16 protein-coding genes and 1 pseudogene are annotated in these 17,788 nt (G+C 74.2%); 9 read left to right on the top strand and 8 right to left on the bottom strand.

Annotated elements, in window-relative coordinates; genetic code table 11:
• Positions 1–11 precede the first annotated feature (11 nt).
• Together ACWDBE_RS33150 and ACWDBE_RS33145 are read left to right on the top strand one after the other, a co-directional pair.
• Complete coding sequence (locus tag ACWDBE_RS33150; RefSeq protein ID WP_449809753.1) at positions 12–1,292, top strand: ROK family protein; 1,281 nt, start codon at positions 12–14, stop codon at positions 1,290–1,292.
• Between the two features lie 102 nt (positions 1,293–1,394).
• Positions 1,395–2,513, top strand: a complete 1,119-nt coding sequence (locus ACWDBE_RS33145) for a PLP-dependent cysteine synthase family protein (RefSeq protein WP_449809752.1) — start codon at positions 1,395–1,397, stop codon at positions 2,511–2,513.
• A gap of 155 nt (positions 2,514–2,668) precedes the next feature.
• Here the strand turns inward: ACWDBE_RS33145 and ACWDBE_RS33140 are convergent, their stop codons facing one another.
• The 4 genes from ACWDBE_RS33140 to mscL all read right to left on the bottom strand — a co-directional run bounded on the left by ACWDBE_RS33140 (position 2,669) and on the right by mscL (position 8,265).
• Entirely contained in the window at positions 2,669–5,200 is a 2,532-nt protein-coding gene (locus ACWDBE_RS33140) for a right-handed parallel beta-helix repeat-containing protein (protein WP_449809751.1), read from the bottom strand.
• 326 nt (positions 5,201–5,526) lie between these two features.
• Positions 5,527–6,402: an MOSC domain-containing protein gene (locus tag ACWDBE_RS33135; RefSeq protein ID WP_449792089.1), complete on the bottom strand. Its 876-nt coding sequence runs from the start codon at positions 6,400–6,402 to the stop codon at positions 5,527–5,529.
• Positions 6,403–6,610: 208 nt separating this feature from the next.
• Positions 6,611–7,390 carry a DUF6643 family protein gene (locus ACWDBE_RS33130; RefSeq protein ID WP_449792088.1) on the bottom strand — a complete coding sequence of 260 codons (780 nt, stop codon included), beginning with the start codon at positions 7,388–7,390 and terminating at the stop codon, positions 6,611–6,613.
• A gap of 428 nt (positions 7,391–7,818) precedes the next feature.
• Positions 7,819–8,265 (bottom strand): large conductance mechanosensitive channel protein MscL, encoded by a 447-nt coding sequence (gene mscL, locus ACWDBE_RS33125; protein WP_449792087.1) that lies wholly within the window; start codon positions 8,263–8,265, stop codon positions 7,819–7,821.
• Positions 8,266–8,710: 445 nt separating this feature from the next.
• On the opposite strand from mscL, the pseudogene ACWDBE_RS33120 reads away from it, so the two are divergent.
• The 3 genes and pseudogenes from ACWDBE_RS33120 to ACWDBE_RS33110 all read left to right on the top strand — a co-directional run.
• Positions 8,711–9,712: pseudogene (locus ACWDBE_RS33120) on the top strand (glycosyltransferase); the annotation flags it as partial.
• Between the two features lie 62 nt (positions 9,713–9,774).
• On the top strand, positions 9,775–9,999 hold the full coding sequence (locus ACWDBE_RS33115; protein WP_449809750.1) for a glycosyltransferase: 225 nt from the start codon (positions 9,775–9,777) through the stop codon (positions 9,997–9,999).
• Between the two features lie 143 nt (positions 10,000–10,142).
• Positions 10,143–10,820 (top strand): thiol:disulfide interchange protein DsbA/DsbL, encoded by a 678-nt coding sequence (locus ACWDBE_RS33110; RefSeq protein ID WP_449809749.1) that lies wholly within the window; start codon positions 10,143–10,145, stop codon positions 10,818–10,820.
• Positions 10,821–10,903: 83 nt separating this feature from the next.
• Here the strand turns inward: ACWDBE_RS33110 and ACWDBE_RS33105 are convergent, their stop codons facing one another.
• The gene (locus ACWDBE_RS33105) at positions 10,904–11,659 is read right to left on the bottom strand and encodes an SAM-dependent methyltransferase (RefSeq protein ID WP_449809748.1); all 756 of its coding nucleotides are present in this window, start codon (positions 11,657–11,659) and stop codon (positions 10,904–10,906) included.
• Positions 11,660–11,736: 77 nt separating this feature from the next.
• Positions 11,737–12,885, bottom strand: a complete 1,149-nt coding sequence (locus tag ACWDBE_RS33100; protein WP_449809747.1) for a glycosyltransferase — start codon at positions 12,883–12,885, stop codon at positions 11,737–11,739.
• 57 nt (positions 12,886–12,942) lie between these two features.
• Between ACWDBE_RS33100 and ACWDBE_RS33095 the strand changes: the two genes are divergently transcribed.
• Positions 12,943–13,719 (top strand): glutamate racemase, encoded by a 777-nt coding sequence (locus ACWDBE_RS33095; protein ID WP_449809746.1) that lies wholly within the window; start codon positions 12,943–12,945, stop codon positions 13,717–13,719.
• 195 nt (positions 13,720–13,914) lie between these two features.
• On the opposite strand, the gene ACWDBE_RS33090 is transcribed toward ACWDBE_RS33095, so the two are convergent.
• Entirely contained in the window at positions 13,915–15,060 is a 1,146-nt protein-coding gene (locus ACWDBE_RS33090; RefSeq protein ID WP_449809745.1) for a polysaccharide deacetylase family protein, read from the bottom strand.
• A 461-nt stretch (positions 15,061–15,521) separates the two neighbouring features.
• Between ACWDBE_RS33090 and ACWDBE_RS33085 the strand changes: the two genes are divergently transcribed.
• The 3 genes from ACWDBE_RS33085 (at position 15,522) to ACWDBE_RS33075 (ending at position 17,066) form a co-directional block, all read left to right on the top strand.
• Positions 15,522–15,737, top strand: a complete 216-nt coding sequence (locus tag ACWDBE_RS33085; RefSeq protein ID WP_449809744.1) for a hypothetical protein — start codon at positions 15,522–15,524, stop codon at positions 15,735–15,737.
• A gap of 278 nt (positions 15,738–16,015) precedes the next feature.
• Positions 16,016–16,567 (top strand): sugar transferase, encoded by a 552-nt coding sequence (locus ACWDBE_RS33080; RefSeq protein ID WP_449809743.1) that lies wholly within the window; start codon positions 16,016–16,018, stop codon positions 16,565–16,567.
• Between the two features lie 10 nt (positions 16,568–16,577).
• Entirely contained in the window at positions 16,578–17,066 is a 489-nt protein-coding gene (locus ACWDBE_RS33075) for an NUDIX hydrolase (RefSeq protein WP_449792078.1), read from the top strand.
• A gap of 92 nt (positions 17,067–17,158) precedes the next feature.
• On the opposite strand, the gene ACWDBE_RS33070 is transcribed toward ACWDBE_RS33075, so the two are convergent.
• On the bottom strand, positions 17,159–17,698 hold the full coding sequence (locus tag ACWDBE_RS33070; RefSeq protein WP_449792077.1) for a PTS-dependent dihydroxyacetone kinase phosphotransferase subunit DhaM: 540 nt from the start codon (positions 17,696–17,698) through the stop codon (positions 17,159–17,161).
• Between the last annotated feature and the right edge of the window lie 90 nt (positions 17,699–17,788).

The raw sequence follows: 17,788 nt of genomic DNA, 5'->3' as shown, positions 1-17,788 counted from the left end.
ACAATAGAGGCGTGCAGCTCTCACCATCAAGCCCGAGGCCCGGTACCGGGAACGACTCCGACGCGCAGCGCGACGGCCACCGCCGCGCGGCTCCCGACCGGGGCCGGACGCTGCTCGGCCCCGCGCTCTCCCTGATCCACACCGGCCAGGCGCCGACCCGCTCGGCGCTCACCCGCGCGCTGGACGTCACCCGGGCCACCGCCGGCGCGGTCACCGCCGAGCTGGAGGCGCTCGGGCTGATCATCGTCGACTCGCGCCCGGCGGGCGGCGGCCGGGGCCGCCCATCGCACCGGCTCGCGATCGACCCGCAGGGCCCGGTCGTGGTCGCCGGGCAGATCCACGCCGACGGACTGAGCGTCACCCTGGCCGGCCTCGGCGGGCTGCTCGACCCGCCCGTCCACCTGCCGCTGCCCACCGCCACCGACCCGGTCCGGATGCTGCGCGCCGTCGCCGTGGCCGGCGCCGAACTCGCCCGCGCGACCGACCGCCGCTGCCTGGGCGCCGCGCTCGCGCTGCCCAACCCGGTCACCGAGCCGGACGGCACCGCCCTCGCCGCGCTGCACTTCGCCTGGCCCAGCGGCACCCCGGTCGCCGACCTGTACGACGTCGAGGTCGGACGCGCCGACCACGGCCCGAACGCGCTGCGCCCGCTACCCGCCGCGGTCGCGAACGACGCCAACCTGGCCGCGCTCGCCGAGTACCGGCACGGCGCCGGCCGGGGCGCCCGCCACCTGCTCTTCGTCACCTCCGGCCACCGCGGCGTCGGCGGCGCGCTGGTCATCGACGGCCACCTGCACACCGGCAGCGCGGGTCTCGCCCTGGAGGTCGGCCACCTGACGGTCGACCCGCAGGGCCGGCCCTGCATGTGCGGCAACCGGGGCTGCCTCAACTCGGAGACCGACCCCGACGCGCTGTTCGCCGCCGCCGGACTCACCCCGGAACCGGGGCGCCCGCTGCTCGACCAGGCGCGCGAGCTGTGCCGCGCGGCCACGACGGAGGATCGGGCGCGGGCAGCGGTGGAGCACGTCATCGACCGGCTCGGACTGGGCCTGGCGGGCGTCGCCAACATCCTCAATCCGGACCGGGTGGTCCTCAGCGGGCTGCACCTCCACCTGCTGGAGGCCGCGCCCGACCGGCTGCGGTCGGTGGTGGCCGAGCGCAGTCTGTGGGGGCGCAGCGGGCGGGTGCCGATCGTCGGCGCGGAGCTGGCGCACGGTGCGCTCGCGGGCGCGGCCGAGCTGGGCTGGGGGCCGTACCTGGCGGACCCGCAGTCGGTGCCGGTTCAGTCCTGAGAGCGATAAGCGGAAGCTGACCCTTCGAAAACGGTTACTTATCGTGACTCTCATACACTCGTAGTGAGCAATTTGGGGGGTCACACGAGGGAGACAGCAACCATGAGCACCCAGCCCGGCATCGAGCCGACTGCCGACGTCGACCGCTCCGACCCGGAGTACCGGGCCTGGCTCAAGGAGGCGGTGCGCAAGGTCCAGGCCGACGCCAACCGTTCCGCCGACACCCACCTGCTGCGCTTCCCGCTGCCGGCGGAGTGGGGGATCGACCTCTACCTCAAGGACGAGTCCACCCACCCGACCGGCTCGCTCAAGCACCGACTGGCCCGCTCGCTCTTCCTCTACGGGCTCTGCAACGGCTGGATCCGGCCCGGCAAGCCGGTGATCGAGGCCTCCAGCGGCTCCACCGCCGTCTCCGAGGCGTACTTCGCCCAACTCGTCGGCGTGCCGTTCATCGCCGTGATGGCCAAGAGCACCAGCCAGGCCAAGATCGACCTGATCCAGTTCCACGGCGGCGAGTGCCACCTGGTCGAGCGCTCGGACGAGGTCTACGAGGCCTCCGCCCGCCTCGCCGAGGAGACCGGCGGGCACTACATGGACCAGTTCACCTACGCTGAGCGGGCCACCGACTGGCGCGGCAACAACAACATCGCCGAGTCGGTCTTCGCCCAGCTGCGTCTGGAGCCGCACCCCGAGCCGGCCTGGATCGTGGCCACCGCCGGGACGGGCGGCACCTCGGCGACCATCGCCCGGTACGTCCACTACATGCAGTACGACACCCGGATCTGCGTCGCGGACCCGGAGAACTCCTGCTTCTACGACGGCTGGGTGCGCCACGACCCGGACGCCGTCTGCGAGAGCGGCTCGCGGATCGAGGGCATCGGACGGCCGCGGATGGAGCCGAGCTTCGTTCCGGGGGCGATCGACCGGATGATGAAGGTGCCGGATGCCGCGTCGATCGCCGCCGTGCGGGTACTGGAGCAGGTGCTCGGCAAGAAGGCGGGGGCCTCCACGGGGACGGGCCTCTGGAGCGCGCTGCGGATCGTCGCCGAGATGCGGGAGGCCGGGCGGACGGGCAGTGTGGTCGGGTTGATCTGCGATCCCGGGGACCGCTACCTGGACAAGTACTACTCGGACGACTGGCTGGCCGGCGAGCGGATCGACATCGCGCCCTACCGGGCGGCGCTGGAGTCCTTCCTGGCCGACGGCATCTGGACGGCGTGACGCGAGGGGCGGGCTGCGAACAGGTGCCGGCTGACAGATGACAGCGGACGGATGACAGCCGACAGATAACAGATAACAGCTGACGGATGACAGATTTCAGATTCTGTCAGCTGTCATCCGTCGGCTGTTCGTTGTTCGCCGTCACCCGTCACCCGTCACCCGTCACCCCGGCCACCCGCCGGATCACCGCCCGGCAGCGGTGCCGCCGGCAGGTCGGCCGGAACGAGCAACTGGAGCTCCTCCGTCGACGGGTCCGTGAGGTGGGCGATGCGCACCGCGTGCCGCTCGACCATGGTCTCGAAGACCTGCCGCGCGGTGCGACCGTTGCCGAAGTTGGATCCGCGCTCCAGCCCCCCGAAGTGCTCCAGCAGCGCCTTCTCCGTCTCCTCGGACAGCGCGTACTCGTGCTCGGCGCACTGCGCCCGGGCGATCTCCAGCAGCTCGTCCGCCGTGTAGTCGGGGAAGCCGATGGTGCGTGAGAAGCGGGACGAGACACCGGGGTTGGCGGAGAGGAAGCGCTCCATCTCGGCGGTGTAGCCCGCCACGATGACGACCACCTCGTCCCGGTGGTCCTCCATCAGCTTGACCAGGGTGTCGATCGCCTCGCGCCCGAAGTCCCGGGCCCCGTCCTCGGGCGCGAGCGCGTACGCCTCGTCGATGAAGAGCACCCCGCCGCGCGCCCGGTCGAAGGCGGCCGCGGTGCGGATCGCGGTGGAGCCGATGTGTTCGCCGACCAGGTCCACCCGGGCCACCTCGACCAGGTGCCCGCGCTGCAGAACCCCGAGCGAGGCGAGGATCTCGCCGTACAGCCGGGCGACGGTGGTCTTGCCCGTGCCCGGTGCCCCGGTGAAGACCAGGTGCCGGCGCAGCGAGGGTGCTTTGAGCCCGGCCTGGCGGCGGCGCCGGCCGACCGAGATCAGGTCGATCAGCGTGCGCACCTCCTGCTTCACGGTGGCCAGCCCGACCAGCGAGTCCAGCTCGGCGAGCGCCTCCTCGGCCGGGCGGCAGTCCGGGATCGGTGAGATCGCCGACGCGGCCCCGGACGTCGCCAACGCCGAGACCGCCGCGGTCAGTTGGGCCGTCCGCGGCGCCGGCACGTCGGTGGACCCGTACGGCGCCCCCAGCCCCGGGCCGCGTCCGGACGCCGCTCCGGCCCCCAGCCCGGGCCCCGCCCCGCCACCGGGAGCGGCGGGGGCGGCCGGCACCGGAGCGGCCGCGACGTCGTCCGAGATGCACCCCTCCGTGACCGGACCGGGCTCGGAGAACTCGAACCCGGCCCGCTGGTTGTGCTCCGCGCGGCACCGGGTGAGCTGGGTCCGGCAGCCGTCGATGATGTGGAAGCCGAAGCCCTTGCCCTGGGAGACCCGGCAGTCCTCGAAGGTGCCCCGTCCCTGGGCCGAGACGTACACCCCGGCGTCCGTGCTGGCCCGTACGGTGCAGTCGCGCAGCACCGGGTCGGCGCCCTTGGTGACGATCACGCCGGTGGCCACGTCGGAGATCTCGCAGTCGGTGAGCAGTCCGCCGCTGCCGTGGTCGCGGAACCAGAGCCCGGTGCCCGCCTCCTGCACCCGGCAGGAGGCCAGGGCGACGGTGGCCCCGCCGCTGACGGAGACCGCCGAGCTGCGGATCCGGCTGAACGAGCAGCCCTTGGCGGTGGCGGCGGAGTCCCGGTCGAGGACGAACAGGGCGTCCGGCAGGTCGTGCAGCGAGCAGTCGGTGAGGGTCAGCCGGGCGCCGTCGCTGACCCACAGCGCCGGGTACTCGCCAGTCGAGCCGTGGATCTGGCAGGACTCGGCGACGGCCTCGGTGCCCTGGTCCCAGACGGACAGCGCCCCGCGCCCGAAGTCCCTGACGGTGCTGTGCGCGAGGCTCAGCCGGGCGCGTCCGCGCAGGTCGGCGCCGTTCTCGGGCAGGTCGTGCACCCGGCAGCCGGTGAGCACCAGCTCGGCCTCGCCGTCCAGGGTCAGACCGTTGCCGGTGACCCGGTGGATCTCGCAGTCGATCAGCCGGCCGCCCGCCTGCGCGTCGGCCTGCACGCCGCTGCCGCGGATCTCGTAGATCTCGCAGCCGGTCAGCTCGGCCGCGCTGCCCGGGTCGGAGAGCAGGACTCCGGCGCCGGAGGCGTGGTGGATGCGGCAGCGGTCCAGGGCCGCGGTGGCGCCGCCGAGGACGGCCAGTCCGGCCTGGCCGGCGGCGGCGACCTCGCAGTCCTCGAAGGCGGCGGCGGTGTCCGCGCCGCGCAGTCGCAGTCCGAGCCCGCCCGGGTTGGTGACCACGCAGCCGCGCAGGGTCGGCCGGGCGCCGCCGGCGACCTCGATCCCGGTGGCCGAGCGGGTCTCGATCCGGCAGCCGCTGAAGGCGGGGGCCGCCTCCGGTCCGGTGACCAGGACGGCCGGGGTGGAGCTGTCGCCGCCCTCGACCACCAGGTCGCGTACGGTCGCGGCGGCGGTCACGGTGAGGGCCACCCCGGAGGGCGGGTCGATCCGGACCGTCCCCGGGCCCTGGGCGGGCACGATCGTCACCGGTTTGTCCAGCAGCACGTTCTCCCGGAACGTGCCCGGCCGGACGGTCACGGTGTCGCCCGGTTCGGCGGCGGCCAGGGCCTCCGCGAGCGTGTCGTACTCGCCCGCGCGGCGACGCCAGCGGGATGCGCTGTCCTGGGTGACCCGGACCCTGTGCTCAGCCATGACGGTCTGTCGTCCCCACCTTCGTCGAGCCGGCGATCATCGGGCCGAACGCGCGGGTGTGCGCGGGCCGCCCGCCCACCGTAGCGCGCCCACGTGGGTGGTCCGGCCGCCCGCGGTCGCGCGGACACCGGTAGCGCTCAGCGCCGCCACAGGTTCCGACCACTTGTTTCAACGAGCGCGCACAGCGGTGGTTCCGTCCGGGACACGCCGGTTCCGGAGCACGGCACGCGCCCGGTGCCCGCCCGTGCGCCCGGCGTCCGCCCGTGTCTTCGGCGTTCAGCCATGCCCTCAGCGTTCAGCCATGCCCTCAGCGTCCGCCGATGCCCTCAGCGTCCGTCGGCGGGCCAGTGCGCCCCGTCCTCCAGCACCTCGACCTCGTCGCCCAGCCGCAGCGTGCCGAGCGCGTCGCCCTCGACCCCGGCCGGCCGCTCGGGGATCAGGTTCTGGCCGAACGCGGCCTTGTTCATCAGCCGGTGGTGCTTGGCCAGGGTGCGCAGCGGTTCCTTGCCGCGCCGCTCGCCGGTCTCCTGGTCGGTGGTGGTGACCACACAGCGGCCGCAGGGCTTGACCACCTTGAAGGTGACCGAGCCGATCCGGATCCGGCGCCAGGTGTCCTCGGCCCACGGCTCGGCGCCGCCGACCACCACGCTCGGGCGGAAGCGCTCCATCGGCAGGGTCTCGTGGCCGTCGGGGTGCTCGGCGGCGATCAGTTCGTTGAGCCGGTCCAGCGAGGCGGTGGTGGTGAGCAGCAGCGGGAAGCCGTCGGCCATCGAGACCCGGTCGCCGGCCGCGCCGTACTCGGGGTCGACCGGCCGGGCGCGCGGGTCGTCCAGGTACACCAGGCGGTAGTCGCCGAGGTGCTCGGCGATCCACCGGTGTGCTTCCTCGGCGGCCTGCGCGGCATGGAAGCGGGTGCCCCAGACCTCGACGTCGGCGAGCGCGTCGCCGGACGCGACGGCGGGGGCGGGGACCTCGATCCGGGAGCCGTCGGGGGCGGTCAGGGTGAGGACGCCGTCGGGCAGCAGTGCGGCCCGGATCTGTCCGAGGGTCGGGTGCTCGCGCTGGCTGACGAACCGTCCGGTCGCGTCGGCGAGCATCCAGCGGCGGTCTCCGGCCAGACCCCAGGGGTGGACCACGGCGCTTTCCGGGCTCAGGCGGTACATCGACTTGACGGGATAGACGTGGAGTCCGGTGAGGTGCATTCCTCCATCCTGCCAGCCGGCCGGCCCGGGCCCGCAGGTCAGGGGCCCCGTATGCGCACGGACCGCCCGGGACGCCGTGGGGGGCGTGCCGGGCGGTCCGTGGATGACCCGTTTCTCCGTTCGCCCGGCGTACGGGGGGCGCCGGGTGCTGCTCAGGTGGTGCGGGTGCGGGCCGCGTGGGGGACGGCCTCGGGGCGTCAGCCGCGGTTCAGTAGCCCTGGCCCTGCGGCTGGTAGCCACCCTGGAACTGGCCGGGCTCGTTGTACCCGCCCGGGCGCTGCGGCTGCATCGGGCGGACCGGCGCGACCGGCGCCATGGCCGGGCGCAGCTGGGCGCCGCCGAAGGACTGCTCGCCGCCCTGGCCCTGGAAGCCGGGGCCGCCGGCGGTCGGGCCGCCGAAGGACTGGTGGCCGCCGAAGCCCTGCTGAGCGGCGGGCTGGCCCTGGCCGAAACCGCCCGGGCCGCCGGCCGGCTGCGCGCCGAAGGACTGCTGGCCGCCCTGGGCGCCGATGAAGGTGTTCTGGCCTCCGAAGCTCTGGCCGCCGGTCGGCTGGTAGCCGCTGCCGGTGGACTGGGTGAAGGCCGGGGTGCCGGTCTGCGGTCGCTGGTACGGCTGGGGGGAGCCGTAGCCGGGGACCGGCGGCTGCGGGGCGGCGTACGCCGGCGCGGGCTGCGCGGGGATGTACGCCGTGGCGGGGCCGGCGGAGGGACCGCTGCTCGGGCCGGGGCCCAGGGCGAGGCGGGCGGGCGGCAGCGCGGGGAGGTTGCTGCCGGCACTTTCGTACCCGTTGCCGTACCGGTGCTCGGGGGACTGGCCGAGGCCGGATCCGTAACCGGAGGACAGTGCCGGCGGGAGGGCGGCCGGCACGTTGATGGGCGCGATCTGGGGGACGCCGCGCTCAGCCACGAGGCTGTCGTAGATCGGCGTTCCGGAGGAGAAGGACGGAGAGGGGTAGCCGACTCCGTCGTAGGAGCGGGGCGAGGTCATGGGGCATACGGTAAGCCCACAACGCGCCTGCTGAGGAGAGCGGGAGGGGGAGCAGTTCGAGTGTTTACACAGTCTTCGCTCGCACAAAGGTTTCGAAAGTAGGAAAGCCGGACATTCCGGCGTCCGGTTCCGGACAACCTTGGCGCCCCGTCAGTGATCGAACAGTGGCCGGACGGAGGCTGCGGAAGGCCTTGTGGTGACCGGCCGGTGGACGGTCGGGGGGCCTGCGGAGAAACTTTTCCGGACAGGCGTGCGCGGGCGCGTTAGAGCCCCCGCCGTGGGGGCGACGGGGGCTCGTGAATGTTTCGGGAATAAAGTCCCCGTCAGTTTCCCCCGGGAGGTTCGATCAGGGCCCGCGGCCTGCGCGGTCGGCCCGGTGCGGGTCGGTGCCGACCGGGCGGCGGCCCGGCGTCCGTCCGGTTCCGTGGTCAGTGCGACTGCAGCGCCTGGGCCTGTGCGGGCAGACCCGGCTTGGCGACCTCGGAGGTGCAGAAGGAGCACCGGGACGCGGCGGCCGGGATGGAGCTCAGGCACTCCGGGCAGTCCACCTTCACGGCCGGGGCGGGCTTGGCCGATTCGAAGCGGGCCTGGAGCTTGCCGACCGGCAGCACCACGGCGAAGTAGATGACGGCGGCGGTCAGGACGAAGCCGATGACCGCGTTGACGAAGAGGCCGTACGGGAACCGGGTGCCGGCCACGTCGAAGGTCTTCTGGGTGAAGTCGCCGACGGCACCGGACGCGACGCCGACCAGCGGGGTGAGGAAGGCGCTGACGAACCCGGTGACGACGGCGGTGAAGGCCGCGCCGATCACGATGCCGACCGCGAGGTCCACCACGTTTCCGCGCAGCAGGAAGCTACGGAATCCCTTGAACACCGGGCGACTCCAAATCAGTACGGGGCAGGGGGAGATGGGGCGGCACGGCGGGTGCCGCCCCGGCCGGACATCCTGCCGACCGGCCCGGGCCGAGGTCCAACCGCGTTCACCCGAAACGGGTAACGGCCGCCGGGCCCCGCCGTCACGGGCCGGGCGGGGCGGGGGCGCTCCGCGTACCGGCCTTTCGCCCGTCGAACAGCCGACCCAAGTCGACGGAGCGACGCGGCATTTGACACCGGCACACGACGATCCCGGACGGCGCCGACCCGGCGCGACGGGGTGAAACGGAGCGCGGCAGGGGGTGAGACGGGGCGCGCGACGGTCGCGTCCGGCGCACGACGGCGGCCCTGTGGCGCACATCGGGTGTACAAGCGCGGGCGGATGGGCCACCAGCAGGTTGCGCGAAGGGGATGTACCGGGCGGGGCACTGTGCCAAGGTCGGTCCATGCCCGACCACTCGTCGGCCGATCCGGCCGGAAACCGTCCGCGTGTCCTGCATCTGATCAGCGACTCACGCCGTGGCGGCGCACAGAACTTCGCCCGTGACCTCCACCGGGAACTGAGTCGTCGGGGGCAGTCCTCCGAACTGTGCGCCCTCGCCCCGCACCCGGCCAACCACGTCTGCCCCGCCGGGGCGGCCCGGGATTCCGGAGGTCGGGATTTCGGGCGCCGGGATTTCGGGCGCCGGGATCACGCGGGCCGGGGCTCCGGAGGCCACGACTCCGCAGACCAGGGCGCGGAGTCCGCCGATCGGGCCCCCGGGGCCGCGGACTTGGCCGCCGCCAACTGCTCCGCCGCCGCCGCGCTGCGCTCCGCCGCCGTACTGGGCCCCGGCCGGCTGCACCCGAGCACCCTGCGGGCGCTGCGCGCCGCCGCGCGCGCCGCCGACGTGGTGCTCGCCCACGGCTCGGACACCCTGGCCGCCTGCGCCCTCGCGCTGGCCGGAACCCGTACGCCCTTCGTCTACGTTTCGGTCGGCCACCCGCGCTACTGGACCGCCAACCGGCTGCGCCGGGTGCGCGGCGGCGCGCTGATGCACCGCGCGGCCGCCGTCACCACCCTGACCGACGAGGCGCGCGTCGTCCTGGAGGAGCAGTTCCGGCTGCCCGAGGGCAAAGTGCACGTGATCCCCAACTCCCGTGCCGCAGAAAGCTATCCGCCCGCCGACGGCCGGGACGACCGGCGGGCCGCGCGGCACGCGCTGGGCCTGCCGGCCGACGTGCTGCTGGTCGCCTGGATCGGGGCGATAGCTCCGGAGAAGCGACTCGACCTCGCCCTCGACGTGCTCGACCGGCTGCCCGACGTCCGCCTGGCCGTCGCCGGGGACGGACCGCTGCGCGAGACGCTGGCCCGCCACCCGGCCGCCGCGCGCGCCCACTTCCTCGGCCCGCTTCCCGACCCGGCCCCGCTCTACCGGGCCGCCGACGCGCTGCTGCTGACGAGCGACAGCGAGGGCGTACCCGGTGCCCTGATCGAGGCGGCGCTGGCCGGGGTACCCGCCGTGGCTGGGTGCGCGAGGTGGTCCGGGACGGGGCGACCGGCGCGCTGGTCGCCCCCGGGGACCCGCTCGCCCTCGCCGAGGCACTGGGCAAGGTGCTGGCGGTCAACCGGGCGGGCCTCGGCGCGGCGGCCCGGGCGCACGCGCTGGAACACTTCGAGCTGGGCGCCGTCGTGGACGCCTGGCAGCAACTGGTCGCCGAGGTGTGGACGGCCGGACCGGAAGGCACCCGCTGACCAGTGCCGCCACCTTGCCCCGTCAGGTGGTCCGCCCCGCGTCAACGGGCTCGGCGCGGGTGCGCCGTTCGGGCGAATCCGGCGCGGCCCGTACCGCGGGAACCGGCCGGTAACGGACCGCCGCCAGCACACTGCCCGGTGTGATGAACTCGAAGTCGCTGCTGCGGTCCACCGTCCTGCTCGCCGTCGCCGTGGGGATCGCCGCGTCCCCCGTCCAGGCCGGCGCGATGACCCACCAATTCCCCCACAAAGGCGCCAAGTTCGTCAGGCTCGACCACCCGCAACCGGTCGGCGACAGCACCCGGATCGAGGCGGCCGAGTTCTTCTGGTACGACTGCGGCCACTCCCAGGCGCTCGAACAGCCCTTGCAGACCTGGGCGGAGAAGCACCGCGCCGATGTCGCGCTGCGCCGCATCCCGGCCATCTGGCCCGGCAGTCGGGACGAGGCCGTGCAACGCGGCCACGCCCGGCTGTACTTCACGCTGGAGCGCCTCGGCCTGGTCGACCGCCTGCAGGCCGGCGCCTTCCGCGCCGTGCACAACGAGGGGCGCGACGTCACCAGCGAGGCCACCGCCACCGACTGGGCCGCGACCCAGGGCGTCGATGCCGAGGCGTTCGGCCGGGCGTACCGCTCCGCCGAGGTGACGGGGTCGGTCGACGAGGCCGCCGCCGCCTTCACCCGTTACGGCGTCGCCGAGTTGCCGACGGTCGTCATCCAGGGCGAGTACCGCACCTCGCCGACCCAGGCCGGCGGCGTCGCGGCGATGCCCGAGGTGCTCGACCAGCTGGTGCAGAAGGAGCAGGCGAAGAACCACCACTGAGCTCTCGCGCCGACTCGCTCGCGTCGGCTTCCTCGCTCCGCTTCCTCGCGCCGAACGGGAAGTGGCCGGTCACCGCAGGGCGTTCACTCGCCTCGGTCGCGGCGCAGCAGATAGGTGACGAAGCCGAGCGTCCCCCGGTAGCCGTGGAGCCATCCGGTGCGGTGCCGGTCCGCGGCCTCGCGGGCGGCCGCCGCACCGGGGTGGTCCGGGTGGTCCAGGGCCCACTCGGCCAGCGAGCCCGTCCAGGAGAACTCGTAGTCGTCCCACTCCTGTTCGGTGCTGACGTGCCCGAACAGCGGCGTCCAGCCGTCGGCCAGCACCCGGTCGGTGGTCGTCGCCAGATCCGCGAAGTCCTCCCGTTCCGCGCCCAGCCCGTCCAGCGCCGCCCGCGACGGTTCGCGCTGCCAGAACCCCTCGCCGACCAGCAACCTCCCGCCCGGGGAAAGGAGTTCGCGGGCCGCGGCGAGCGTCGCCGGCAGACCGTCGAACGCGTGGGTGGCGCCGACGCACAGCACCAGGTCGAAGCGCTCCTTCGAGGAGAACTCCCGGGCGTCCGAGTGGTGCAGGCCGATCCGGCGGACCACGCCGAGCGCGGTGGCGACCTCCCGGGCGCGGGTCAGCGCCGCCGCGTCCAGGTCCACGCCCACCGCCCGCCAGCCCGGTCCGGCGGCCAGCGCCCGGAGCAGCCAGGCACCCTCGCCGCAGCCGAGGTCCAGCGCCAGACCCTGCTCCGTCCCGGCCATGGCGCGGTCCAGCAGCCGGGCCACCGACTCGTCCGCCAGCGGAGCCGCGATCGGGTGACGGGCGTGGGCGAGGCGGGAGATCTGCTGACGGTCCATTCGAGCAGTATGGATCGGGGCGGCCCGCCCCGCAGCGGGTTCCGTAGGCGGGTTCTCGGGAGGATCCCCGGGGTTCCTCAGGCCCGGGAGTAGGTCCGGCCCTTCCACGCCGCGCCGCGGCCGCGCCAGTGCTGCACCGCCGAGTCCACCGTCATCGGCAGGTACAGCGCCGCGGTGAACGGCAGCAGCAGCACGGCCGCGGCCGGCTGCCCGTAGTACCGGACCATCGGCAGGTACGTGCCCGCCATCAGCGCCCACGCCGCCACGCCCGCCGCGGCCACCGCGGGTGCTCCCGCCACCAGCCCGGCCACCGTCGCCACCGGCGGCACCAGGTACACCAGGGCCAGCCCCGACACCGTCCCGAGCAGCAGCAGCGGCGAGTGCCTGAGCTGGGCGTACGCGCTGCGCGACACCATCCGCCACAGCTGCTCCAGCCGCGGGTACGGGCGCACGCTGTCCACCCCGTCGGCCAGGCCGAGCCAGGTCCGACCGCCGGTGGACTTCACCGCCCGGGCCAGCGACACGTCGTCGATCACCGCACCGCGGATCGCCGCCACCCCGCCCGCCCGCTCCAGCGCCTCGCGCCGCACCAGCGAGCAGCCACCGGCCGCGGCCGCCGTCCGGGTGCCCGGACGGTTGCTCCGGCGGAACGGGTACAGCTGGGCGAAGAAGTACACGAAGGCCGGCACGATCAGCCGCTCCCAGCCGGTCTCCACCCGCAGCCGGGCCATCTGGGACACCAGGTCCAGCCCGTTGCTCTCGGCGGCGGACACCAGCTCGGCCAGCGAATCCGGGCCGTGCGCGATGTCGGCGTCCGTCAGCAGCAGGTACTCGACGTCCGGGCCGGCCAGGGCCACGCCGTGCCGCAGCGCCCACAGCTTGCCGGTCCAGCCCGGCGGCAGCGGGGGAGGGGAGGTGACGGTCAGCTCCAGGCCGTCGATCGTCCGCAGCTGCGCCGCGAGTGCGCCGGTGCCGTCCGAACTGTGGTCGTCGACCAGGATCACCCGGGCCCGCCCCGGGTACTTCTGCGCGAGCAGCGTCGGCAGGCTCACCGGGAGCACCGACGCCTCGTCCCGGGCCGGCACCACGATCGCCGCCTGCGGCCAGCGGACCGGCGGGCGGCGCGGCGGCAGCCGAACGTCCGTGCGCCAGAACGAGCCGTGGCAGCACGCCAGCCAGAGCCAGACCAGCAGGGAGAACGCGGCGATCCACAGCAGGACGGTCACCCCGGCAGTCTGCCGCAGAACGGGGCCCGGCGGGCGGATCGACTAAAGTCTTGACCCGTGAAGATCGCACTGATGGACTCCGGAATCGGCCTGCTGGCCGCCGCCGCCGCCCTTCGGAAGCTGCGCCCGGACGTGGATCTGGTGCTCTCTTCCAACCCGGCCTCGATGCCGTGGGGGCCTCGTACACCGGAAGAGGTCACCGAGCTGGCCCTCGGCTGCTGCCGGGCCGCTGCCGCCCTCGAGCCCGACGCGCTGGTGATCGCCTGCAACACCGCGTCCGTCCACGCGCTCGCCACCCTGCGGGACGAACTGGAGCCCGGGCTGCCGGTCATCGGCACCGTTCCGGCGATCAAGCCCGCCGCAGCGCGGGGTGGTCGGGTCGCGATCTGGGCCACCCCGGCCACCACCGGAAGCGCCTACCAGCGCGGGCTGATCCGTGACTTCGGCGGTTCGGCGGACATCACCGAGGTCGCCTGCCCGGGCCTCGCGGACGCTGTCGAGCACGGCGACGACGAGGCCGTCACGGCCGCCATCGCCGACGCCGCCTCCCGTACGCCGGCCGGTACCGACGTGATCGTGCTCGGCTGCACCCACTACGAGCTCGTCGACGACCGCATCCGCGCCGCCGTGGCCCCGACCGCCTCCCCGGCGCTCACCCTGTACGGGTCCGCCGACGCCGTCGCCGCCCAGGCCCTCCGCCGCGTCGCCGACCCCACCCGCACCGGCACCGGCACCGGCACCCTCACCGTCCTCCACGCCGGCGCCCCCGCCACCCTCCCCCCGGCCGCCGCCCTCTACCCCCAGGGCAGCGCCCTCGCCACCCTCATCGGCTGACCCGCCACAGAGGCCGACCAGCACGGGCCCGGGTGTTGCACAGCAAGTCGACTTGGCCGACTTCCCGCGCAGCCGGCGATCCGGCCTGTCCGGCTGGGGTAACCGTCTATGCGCGTAGATCTGCGCGCCTGTGGGGCGGTGGCGCCACCGCGTACAGGAAGTCGAACGGGTCGACTTCCTGTACGGCGGGGGGCGTCAGGCGACGGCTTGGCGGCGCCAGCGGCGGTAGGCGGGTTCCAGGCCGGAGAGGATCGTGTCGAAGCGGCGGGTGCTGGTGGTGGAGTCGACCTGGAGGCGGCTGATCTGGAGGGGGTGTGAGGGGAGGCGGGGGCCCAGGCGGTGGTCGGAGAGGAATCCGAGGCGGTAGCCGAGTTCCTGCAGGACGGTTTCAGCGCGGACGTCGTGGCCGCCGTCCGGGTAGGCGAAGGCGATCGGCGGTTCGCCCAGCCAGCGGGTGAGGGCCTCGTGGGCGCCGGTGATCTCGGTGCGCACGGTGTCGTCGTCGCAGCGCCCGAGGCAGGGGTGCCCCTGGGTGTGGTTGCCGATCGCGACGCCCCCGTCCCGTAGGGCGAGCAGGTCGGCCGGGGTCAGCTGTTCCTGTCGGGGCGGCCGGCGTTCGGCGCTGACCCGTAGCTCGTGCAGGCTGCGTCGGCGGTCCGGGTCCGGCATGGCCTTGAGTCGCGGGAGCAGCTGGGACGGGTGTCCGCAGTCGAGCGAGCGGGCCCGGCCCCCGTGCCGGGCGAGGAAGTCGGCCTCGTGCCACCAGAACGGCCGTTCGGTGCCGATGAGCTCCGAGATGACGAACGCGGTGGCCGGAATCCCCCGGGCGTCGAGGGCCGGCAGGGCGTGGGTGAGCACGCTCCGGTCGGCGTCGTCGAAGGTGACCAGGACGCTCCGGGGCGGCAGGGGCCGCCGCTCGGTCACGGCCTGGAGGACCGCGCCGAGCGAGACGGGTGTGGCGAGCCGCTGGAGGCGGTCGAGCTGGGCGCCGAAGGAGCGGTGGTCGGTCACCCCGTGGTACGCGAGTACGGCCAGCCGTTGGGCGGCCCGGGCCCGGAACAGCGGCTGGACGGGGGCGAACCGCAGCCATTCGCCCCGAGCGTCCTGCTGTTCCGTGTCGACGGCCGTCCGGGGGCGGCCCCCGCCGTCCCCGTGCGCGCCGTCCCGATGCGTGCCGTCCCCATGTGCGCCGTCCCGGTGCGCGCCGTGGCGATGCTCGCCGTGGAGAAGCTCGCTGCGTGGATGCCCTCCGCGCGGATGCCCGCCGTGCGGGCGGTCCGCCGTGCAGGCGACGGGTGGAGGCAGCGCGCGCACGCCGGGTGCCGGCCGGGCGCGGGCCATGGAGATCGATGTAGTGGACTGGGACTGCGGCACGGTTCCCCCTCGTTCGCCGAGCGGCGTGGCGGTACCGCCGGAGGACGGAGCCCGGCCTCCGACTCCAGGGGCGGCGGCTCCGCTCCTGGACTTTCCTGTTCTCGGTGGGGGGTTCACACCCGTCCCTCGAACGGCTCCTGGATCACTCGATGCCATTGAGACCGCTGCGCCGGACGGATGGTTGTGCCGGGGGGACGAGGATTTTTCGTGGACTGATTGTGGAGCTGGAATGCCCGTGCAGACGTCTCGGACACACTTCGCGGTGGCCTCGGCGAGCCCCTGACCTGCCCGAATCATCCGGTTGCACAGCGCGTTCGAATGACCACTCCCTGCGGGCTGCCGCCCGCGCCGCCCCGGGGTACCTTGGGCTCATGGCAGATGCGGACCGTGACCCCTTCCACCTTCACGGGGCCTCCCGGATGGCTCGCGTGTGCAGTGGCGGAGCCCTGGTCACCTACCAGCTCCCGTTGGCCCTGGTGGGCCTGGCCTGCCTGGCGCTCGGTATCGTCGTGGCCGTGTTCGTGCCGGACAGTGACGGGCCGGCCTGGGCGATGGCGGTGGCCGGCTGCCTGGCCGCCGGAGTCCTGCTGCTCGGCCGGATCGCCTTCGGCGTGTTGCGTGGCCGGCGCCGCGCCGCGCTCTGAGAACGCCCCGGCCGGGTACCGGCCGTTCGTTGGGCTGGTTCCCGGCCGTCGCCCCCACCCCGTAGCGTCGATCGCCCTCGGCATTCCGAAACGGCGAATCGAGCGAAATTGGTCAGACCGACTGAATATCGTCCAGTCGGACAATCATGACCCCTCTTCTTTCCCCGTTCCCGGAACGGCGGCCACGTCCCGCCTCTACTGTGAATGCGTTCTTCCGGCTCGAGGCGCCGCGGAGGGGGAGCGATGGGCGGTGGACCGGACCGTGCCGTGGCCACCTCATGAGACGCGTCGGCGACCTCGCCGTCATCGCCCTGACCGCGATCGTCGCGCTGCCACTGGCCCTGCTGATCGCCGTCCTGCTCCGCCGCACCACCGGCGGCCCGGTCCTCCAGCGCCAGACCAGGGCCGGCCGGCACGGCCGCGAGTTCCAGATCCTGCGCTTCCGGACCGACGGGGACGACCGGCTCGCCGTCCTGCTGCGCCGCACCGGCCTGGACGAGCTGCCGCGGCTGTGGAACGTGGCGCGCGGCGAGATGGGGGTCATCGGGCCGTGGCCGGCCGGCCCCGAGCAGGTGGTGCGCTACTCCCGCCGCGAGCGCGGCCGACTCGCGGTCCGGCCCGGTCTCACCGGCTGGGCCCAGCTGCACGCGTTGAGTCGCAGCCGGACACCCCGCCCGCTCAGCCGCCCCGAGTGGGCCGAGCTCGATCTCTGGTACGTGGAGCACCGCTCGCTCGGGCTCGACCTGCACATCCTCGGGCTCACCGTGCTCGCCCTGCTGCGGCCCGATACCGGCCGGGCGCTCCGGGTCGGCCCTGAGCCGCCCCGCTAGGCTGCGGCCCATGGCCATTCCCCCCTTCCTCGCCGAACTCCGCGCCGTCGTGGGCACCCGTCCGCTCTGGCTGAGCGCCGTCGTCGCCGTCGTGCTGGACGACCGTGACCGGGTGCTGCTCGCCCGCCGAGCCGACGACGGCCGGTGGGCTCCGGTCGGCGGCATCCTCGACCCCGGCGAGCAGCCCGCCGACGGTGTGGTGCGCGAGTGCGAGGAGGAGACCGGGGTGGTGGTCGTGCCCGAGCTGCTCGCCTCCGTCACGGTCTCGCCGCAGGTCACGTACCCGAACGGCGATGTGACGCAGTACCTGGTGCTGACCTTCCGCTGCCGCGCGGTCGGCGGCGAGGCGCGGGTGAACGACGACGAGTCGCTGGAGGTCGGCTGGTTCGGGCTGGACGAGCTGCCGCCGATGATCGAGAGCGAGCACGAGCGGCTGCGCCACGCGCTGGAGTGCGAGGGCCCGGTGGTCTTCACCTGGGAGGGCAAGGAGCGCCCCTGAGCCCGCGCCCCGCGCCACACCTGCCCGCCCACGGCCCCGAGCCCGCCCACGGCCCTGAGCCTGCCCACACCCCCCGAGCCCGCCCACGCCGTTCAGCCCTTGTACTGCCGGTAGGCCTCCTCCGCTGCGTCCAGCACCGCGGCCAGGTCCCCGCCCGCGGTGGCGGTCGCGGCGGCGGCCACCGCGCCCTCGACGAACGGCGCGTTGGCGAACCGGACCGGGAACGGCAGCCCGTGCTCGTCCGCCTCGGACAGCAGCGCGCGGACGGTGGTGACCGCCCGACCGAGGTCCGCGAGCACCACCACGCCGTGGCCCTGGTCCACCCGGCGGGTCGCGGCGGCGACCAGGACCGCGCTGATGCCCGGCCCGTCCGACGGGTCGCCGCCGGTCGCCGCGATCGGCGCGGGGGAGTCGGATCCGGTCAACACCAGCGCGAGGGAACGTACGGCGGTGGCCAGTTCCTGGCTGTGCGAGACCAGGACGATCCCGACCCGCCCGTGCGCGGCGGGCCGGGCGGGGGTCGGCCGGGGCAGCGGGGTGCGCGAGTGGGGCGTGCGGGGTGCCGGGGGATGGGCCGAGGGGGCGTCGGAGATGGGGATGACGTCGGCGCGGGTGCCGTCCCGGCGGCTCATCGGCTGCTCCCTTGAGCGGATCGGTGGGTGGAACGTTCGGACCGTCAGACAGTTCGGACCATCAGACAAAGCGTTCGAATCCAGTATTCG

It is taken from the genome of Kitasatospora sp. NPDC001132, assembly GCF_053598415.1.
The sequence above is the reverse complement of the archived record's forward strand: the minus strand, read 5'-3'. Positions and strand labels throughout refer to the sequence as shown.